Below are 6,882 nucleotides of genomic sequence, written 5' to 3'. Positions count from 1 at the left end.
GATGGGAGTCCAAACCCCGAAATAGATATAATTTCACGGGACTTCAGGTTGTTAACAGATCGCTCTCTGGTGCATATCGTGCTAAAAAGAATTGGTGGCTCCCGTCAGCGTATCGTATGGCTCTCACTCGCGTATTAGGTGGTTCTCATGGTGCGTAATACTCACATACTTGCTGTATCCCTTTACTTCTCTTAAAATGCGATTGAATTTATTTCTGTTTTGCGTATAATACAGATAAGGGCTATTTGATTTTTATATTTCATCTCGGTCCGGTGACGATGTCTTATGAGACATCGGATAGCTTTAACAATGTCAAGGCTCCTTTCAGAATGGTGGTAATCATCCTGAAACGTGAAAGAAATGCATTTCTTTCACGTTTCAGCGGACACTTGCTACACGGTATGAATTCGAGCAAGGCTAGCAGGCACTCTGCAATCGCAGTAACTGCCTGTAATGTGTTGGCTGGTGATTCTGTCTCCAGTATATCACAGAGAGTTAAACATGTTGGATAGGGGAGTAATCCGGTTTGCTTTTCGTCCCATTAGCTATAAGGATCTATCCACCTTGGCTAATGGGATTTTTAAGTGGGACTTATGTGAGGATGTTGCATATGGATGCGGATATGGAAATTAGAAAGGAAATCGAAGGGAAAAATATCTCTTATATCCATTTTGACCGTAGAATGAAACTGACAAATCATTTGTGGAGCTGCATAACAAATAAACAGTGGGTACTCAGGCATGGATTTTATCCGTTTATCCATATTAAACGGCCTAAGTACCATAAATCCTGGTCAACGGATTCTTCGGGGAAAAGAATAGGAAAAGATGATGGGCCAAAATATCGAGACATACTCTATGCAGCACATAAAGATGCATGGATTTATAGATACTATGGAGCTCTGTTTAACAGACAGTATAATCAATATCTGGGGAATAAGGGTATTGATGATTGTTCTATTGCATATAGGACAAATAAGAAGGGTAAATCGAATATTTCATTTGCAGAGGAAGCGTTGGCCTTTATTAAGTTCCATAAGCCCTGTTATGTTATCATAGGCGATTTTACGCATTTTTTTGATTTTCTTGATCATGCTTACCTGTTGAACCAGATTCGTTATGTTTTGGACAGTCAATATATTCCTGATGATATATATTATGTATTGAACTCTCTCCTGCATTACAGTTACGTTGATTACGAAGGGATTACATCCTATAAAGGGATGACACATCAACAGCTTTGCCAGTGTCAAACAGTTTTGACAATTCAGGAATTCCGGATTCTTTCCAGAAAGAAACAGAGAAAATCTAAAGACGACAAGTTTATTATAAAGGTAAATAGAGAACATTTCGGTATTCCGCAGGGGTCCCCCATGAGTGGGGTACTGGCAAATATCTATATGATTCAATTTGATGAGAAGATATTTAAATTAGTGCAGACATATCATGGAATATACCGCCGTTATTCAGATGACTTTATTATTGTTATTCCGGAAAAATATGCAACGGAAGAACAGTATCAAAAAATGATTTATCAGTTGCAGGAAATATTTGACCAGAGGAGTACATATACAGGAAAGTATCTGGTTAAATTATCACCGGAAAAGACTAAGAAATATCGTGTTAGTACAGACTTGATTATTTATAATGCGCAAGAGGAGCAGAGTATAATTTCCTTTTTAGGGTTTTCTTACGATGGAAAGAGGGTTTATATTAAAGACAGTTCTGTAAGGCGGTACTATAGTCATGCTTATAGCAAGATTGATCACGTTGTGAAGCAAAATGCCCTGCTTAGCCAGCTTGGGAAGAATAAAAGGAGAACTACAAATTTATATACGTTGTATAGCATACCTGGATTATATAGAAATATCAGTAAGATTAAGCGAGGGTCAAATTTTCCAGTGTATTCCCAAAGGGCACATTTTATCTTCCAAAAGAATTTCAAGAATGAAAATCAAACCGGCCTTGTAGCCCAAAGGCATATGAGGCAATTAAGAAAACGACTTAAGTCAAAAAACTAGCCGGTTAGAGTGAATATTACGCCGCTTCAGAGCCACTCAGTACGCGTACGAGAGCCATGGGATACGCGGGGAGACAGTCAGACTGCAGACTGCAGACGATCAGACGGAAAAAGGCAGATTTGAGGACAGAGATTTGAGAATTAAGGAGTAGAGACGGTCAGATTTCAGACTTCAGATAGGTAATGCGGCTTGTGACGTAGATTCCACTTACGTCGGGCTGCATGGCGGCGTGAGATTTCTCGACTCCGCTTTGCTGCGCTCGAAATGACAGGGATGGGAGACTTCAGACAATCAGACGACAGAAGGTAGAATTGAGATTTGAGTTTTGAGAATTGAGGATATGAAGACAATCAAACTGTGCCACTACAAAGAAACCCGGTGTCTCCAATTGCCCGTCATGCCCAATGAGTTCGGTGTCTGCATGGTCTACGGCCGCTGCTGCACGGGGTGCGACGGCGCGCGCCAGGCATGAGCCTCCCGTCATTTCTGCCCTGTAGGGGATTTCTGAAGTCCTGAGTTTCTTTGTGGTTTTCAGCTTACGCTGATTTTTTTACCTTTCCGGAAAAGGTGGAGGGGAGAAAGGCGGTACCCTTTTTGAATTCTGGTATTCCATTCTTGCATTTCCTATGGCCATCTTGGAAATATATGGAATGCTTTCTTTCAAAACCGCGGGCCTTTTCATGTCCCTCTACTATATACATACCGCGAGATGGAAAAATGAGAAGTAGTTTTTGAAAGAATTTTCAAGTTTTTTCTTAGCAGAATAAGGGAGGCAGAAGCTGAAGGTACTCTGGCAGCTGATAGCAGAGGGGGCATACTTACCTTGAATAACGGCAGGGATTGCAAATAATGAGAAATTTTCTTATAATGAGAGCAGATAGTAATAAATGAAATCAGGCTTGTTTATGTCCTAAGGTTGAGGTTTATATGCAGCTTATTGGGTATCACGGGACAAGTGAAGATGGGTGCAAGGGAATCTTGAGGGATAAGAGGTTTAAGTGTTCTACAGGTAATTCCCAATGGCTGGGTGACGGTGTGTATTTCTTTCAGGATGACAGGCATCAGGCATATATGTTTTTCAAAAATAAGTTTGGTATGCAGAATGTTAGAAGACATGAAGAAATACATGTTTTGAAAGCTAATATCCAGGCTGAGGATGATAATGTGATTGACCTGGTAACGGATGAAGGTAGACGACAGATAGATGACTTTAAGAGGACATTTGAACAGGATTTTGGGAAAAAGGTTATACATCAGTTGACGGATACAGCTCTTTTGAATTTATTGTATAAAAGTGTTCCGTATGATCTGGTTCGTGCAGTGTATGATGTACCTAGCAAAAATAAGAAAAATAAGAAGTGGGAACATCATTATAGAAGAGCACAGATTCAAATTTGCGTAAAGAATCAAGATTGTATAGATTTTGATTCACTTAAGGAGGTGTGTTGTGATGACTTTAGATGAAAGATTGTCATTGCTTTGGGAAACGTTGCAAAAGCTTACACCTGAAGAAATCGATAAAGAATTGGAAGGGGCCGGGGCACCTTTAAGGGAAGAAAAGGCACTGCTCTCTACAGAAATTGTATCTAATCCGGCTGATATGATGATAACGGATTTTAAGTCTGAAGAAAGCGTTACGCAGATAATTCCTACCACTACTACAGAAGGACGGGGCAGTATGCCATATGAAGGTGGTATTGTTTCAAATAATTTGAGGGCTGCATAATGGACGATTTATCGGATTTTAGGTTTCTTGGTTATCAGATTGTAAAGATTACATATCATATTAATGATGTAAAGAATCCTACTGAACAGACAAAACTTACCCACAAAATTCTTGTCTCTGTTAGTCCGGAGAATTTGGATGATGGCAGGACACGCTTGGAATGTAATATTTCTGCTTCGACGATGCCGGTGGAAGACGATGTGCCTGGTGAAGCGGTGTTCGATCTTCAGATCATTATGATTGGAAGGTTTAAAGGACCGAAGAATATTTCAGAGTCAGATTTCAAGAAATTTTTAAATCTTAATGGGGTAGCGACTTTATTGCCTTTGTTACGTGGGGCGGTAACTTCTATTACACAGGCTATCAATTTGCCTCAGCCTATCGTTCTTCCTTTATTTAATGTGTATAATATGCCCCAGAATCAGAATGGGGAAGGTCAGTAACATGTTAGTATACTTTCTGCATAATAACTCCTTGATTTTCAGTAAAAAAGGAACTGAATTTCAAGGAGTTATTCTTATATAGCCGGTTTTCTTTCTGTTAATCAGTGAGAATCAAATAATGCAATAGGTAGAAAAATTTTGAGGTTATGTTCGAAATGACAGGGGGCTTTGCCAGAGAATCAGAAATCAGACTTCAGACAATCAGACGGGGGGAGAATTGAGGACAGAGATTTGAGAATTGAGGAGTAGAGACGGTCAGATTTCAGACAGGGGAAGAGATTTGAGGTTTGAGAATTGAGGAAGAAGAGACAATCAGACGGTCAGACTTCAGACAATCAGACTGGCAGTGTGGCTTGTGGCGTAGACTTCGCTTACGGCGGCTGGCATGGTGGTGGGAGTTGTCAGACGTTCAGACGGTCAGACGGGGGGAAAGAGATTTGAGGTTTGTGACTCTGACCTATCCTCAGCCCCATCGGGCAACTCCTTTCTGAGAAAGGAGCCTGCGTTACGTTCTATGCTGTGGGGTCATTGGAGAGGGGGCAGCATAGTGCCGGGAGATTTGGGGGTTCCGCTTTGCTGCGCTGGAAATGACGGGAGGGAGATTTGCCCCCTATCTTATTGTCCCACCGCTTTAGCGGGTGGGAAGGTGGTATGCAGTACCAAAGGGGGCTAAGATTTAAGGTGGGTAGAGATAATCAGATGAGAGATTATCAGACTCCAGACGAGGATAAGGAGAATGGGGAAAGAGGTTTGAATTTTAAATAGATTTCAGGTAGATATAATGAAAATCATCGTGACCGGCGGCGCCGGATTTATCGGTTCTAATTTTATATTTTACATGATGAAGAAGTATCCGGACTATCGCATCATCTGTCTGGACAAGCTGACCTATGCGGGAAATCTGTCTACTCTGGCACCTGTCATGGATAAGCCGAATTTCCGCTTTGTGAAGATGGATATCTGCGACAGGGATGCGGTGTATGGCCTCTTTGAAGAGGAGCATCCGAATGTGGTGGTGAACTTTGCGGCAGAATCCCATGTGGATCGGTCTATCATGAATCCGGAAATCTTCCTGGAAACGAACATCATCGGTACATCAGTCCTTATGGATGCCTGCCGGAAATATGGCATAGAGCGGTATCATCAGATTTCTACGGATGAGGTGTATGGTGACCTGCCGCTGGACAGGCCGGATCTTTTCTTTACGGAAAAGACGCCGCTCCATACCAGCTCTCCCTACAGCAGTTCCAAGGCCGGGGCTGATCTTCTGGTAGGTGCATACCATCGCACCTACGGCCTGCCCTGCACCATTTCCCGCTGCAGCAATAACTACGGACCCTACCAGTTTCCGGAAAAGCTCATTCCCCTCATGATGATGAATGCTCTGGCGGATAAGCCGCTTCCGGTATATGGAGATGGAAAGAACGTAAGGGACTGGCTCTACGTGGAGGACCACTGCAAAGCCATCGACCTCATCATCCATAAAGGCACCGTAGGAGAAATCTACAACATCGGCGGCCATAACGAAATGGCCAATATCGATATCGTAAAGCTCATTCTCAAGGAACTGGGCAAGCCGGAGAGCCTGATTACCTATGTAAAGGATAGAAAAGGCCACGACCGCAGATACGCCATCGACCCAGCGAAAATCCACAAGGAACCGGGCTGGCTGCCGGAGACGAAATTTGCGGATGGAATCAGGAAGACAATCTGCTGGTACTTGGACAATAAGGAATGGTGGCAGGATATCGTAAGCGGAGAGTATCAGAATTACTATAAGAAGATGTATGGGGGAAGATAGTGGGACAGTGAGTAAGTGAGACAGTGGGACAGTGGCGCTGTCGGCTGTCGGCTGACCGCTGTCCGTGGGCTATCGGCTTTCAGCGTGCCTTCGGCAATCCCCCCCTCGCCACTGCGTGGCCCTCTCCCCCCTGACAAGCAGTGGGGCGCAAGAGAGTATATAGGCGCTCGCCACCCACCCCTGAACAGGGGTGGGCAAGGGAGGTAGCAGCGCGGTTCTTTTTTCCTCCATAAGCTTGCCCACCCCCCCACAAGGGGGTGGGGGGACCACGTTAGTGGTGGAAGGGGGCGCCACCGTAGGCGGCAGGACTAAAAGGGAAGGCGCCTAAAAAAATAAAAGGCGCCTCTTTTATATGGCTGCCGCAGGCAGCTGACCCCTTCCGGCTCGCTGCGCTCGCCACCCACCCCTGGACAGGGGTGGGCAAGAGACGCAGTGGCAGGTGGCTTTTTCTCCCCAAACTTGCCGTTTATCGCTTGCGAGGAGAGGGGACTGCGCCTCTATCCCAAACTTGCCCACCCCCGCACTCGGGGGTGGGGGCCACGTCAGTGGTGGAAGGGGGAGGCCACGTAGCGGCCTGTGCTTGCAAAGCGGGCACAATCGCTAAAAGCTAATTGCCAAAAGCTAACTGCTCATTCCTCTCCTTTTCCCATTTGCCGACCCCTTCCGGCATCGCTGCGCTCGCCACCCACCCCTGAACAGGGGTGGGCAAGAGGAGTAGTGCCGGGGGCTTTTTCTTCCCAATCTTTCCTTTCACCGCTTGCGAGGCAGGGGACTGCGCCTCTATCCCAAACTTGCCCACCCCCACAAGGGGGTGGGGGACCACGTTAGTGGTGGAAGGGGCAATGCTATTGCGTTAAGGCATCGACCGAAAAAAAGTTGTCATTTTGAATGA

The 6,882-nt window shown here is 44.7% G+C and carries 5 protein-coding genes; all 5 read left to right on the top strand.

Annotated elements, in window-relative coordinates; genetic code table 11:
* The first annotated feature begins 610 nt into the window (after positions 1-610).
* The 5 genes from Q0482_RS09910 to rfbB all read left to right on the top strand — a co-directional run bounded on the left by Q0482_RS09910 (position 611) and on the right by rfbB (position 5,990).
* Entirely contained in the window at positions 611-2,020 is a 1,410-nt protein-coding gene (locus Q0482_RS09910; RefSeq protein ID WP_299145931.1) for a reverse transcriptase domain-containing protein, read from the top strand.
* Positions 2,021-2,947: 927 nt separating this feature from the next.
* Positions 2,948-3,484, top strand: coding sequence for a hypothetical protein (locus Q0482_RS09905; RefSeq protein WP_299145929.1), 537 nt, complete (start codon positions 2,948-2,950; stop codon positions 3,482-3,484).
* The gene (locus tag Q0482_RS09900) at positions 3,468-3,746 is read left to right on the top strand and encodes a hypothetical protein (protein ID WP_299145928.1); all 279 of its coding nucleotides are present in this window, start codon (positions 3,468-3,470) and stop codon (positions 3,744-3,746) included. The genes Q0482_RS09905 and Q0482_RS09900 overlap by 17 nt, the downstream gene beginning before the upstream one ends.
* Entirely contained in the window at positions 3,746-4,189 is a 444-nt protein-coding gene (locus tag Q0482_RS09895; protein ID WP_299145926.1) for a hypothetical protein, read from the top strand. The genes Q0482_RS09900 and Q0482_RS09895 overlap by 1 nt, the downstream gene beginning before the upstream one ends.
* Positions 4,190-4,970: 781 nt before the next feature.
* Complete coding sequence (gene rfbB / locus Q0482_RS09890) at positions 4,971-5,990, top strand: dTDP-glucose 4,6-dehydratase (protein ID WP_366517998.1); 1,020 nt, start codon at positions 4,971-4,973, stop codon at positions 5,988-5,990.
* Positions 5,991-6,882: the final 892 nt, after the last annotated feature.

Source organism: uncultured Dialister sp., assembly GCF_937959425.1.
Classification (GTDB): domain Bacteria; phylum Bacillota; class Negativicutes; order Veillonellales; family Dialisteraceae; genus Dialister.
This window is presented reverse-complemented; position numbering and strand designations above follow the sequence as displayed.

Excerpts from the sequence above, each read along its gene's own strand:
- Q0482_RS09910 (WP_299145931.1), top strand. The coding sequence starts at position 611 with ATGGATGCGGATATGGAAATTAGAAAGGAAATCGAAGGGAAAAATATC.
- Q0482_RS09895 (WP_299145926.1), top strand. The coding sequence starts at position 3,746 with ATGGACGATTTATCGGATTTTAGGTTTCTTGGTTATCAGATTGTAAAG.
- Q0482_RS09905 (WP_299145929.1), top strand. The coding sequence starts at position 2,948 with ATGCAGCTTATTGGGTATCACGGGACAAGTGAAGATGGGTGCAAGGGA.
- rfbB (WP_366517998.1), top strand. The coding sequence starts at position 4,971 with ATGAAAATCATCGTGACCGGCGGCGCCGGATTTATCGGTTCTAATTTT.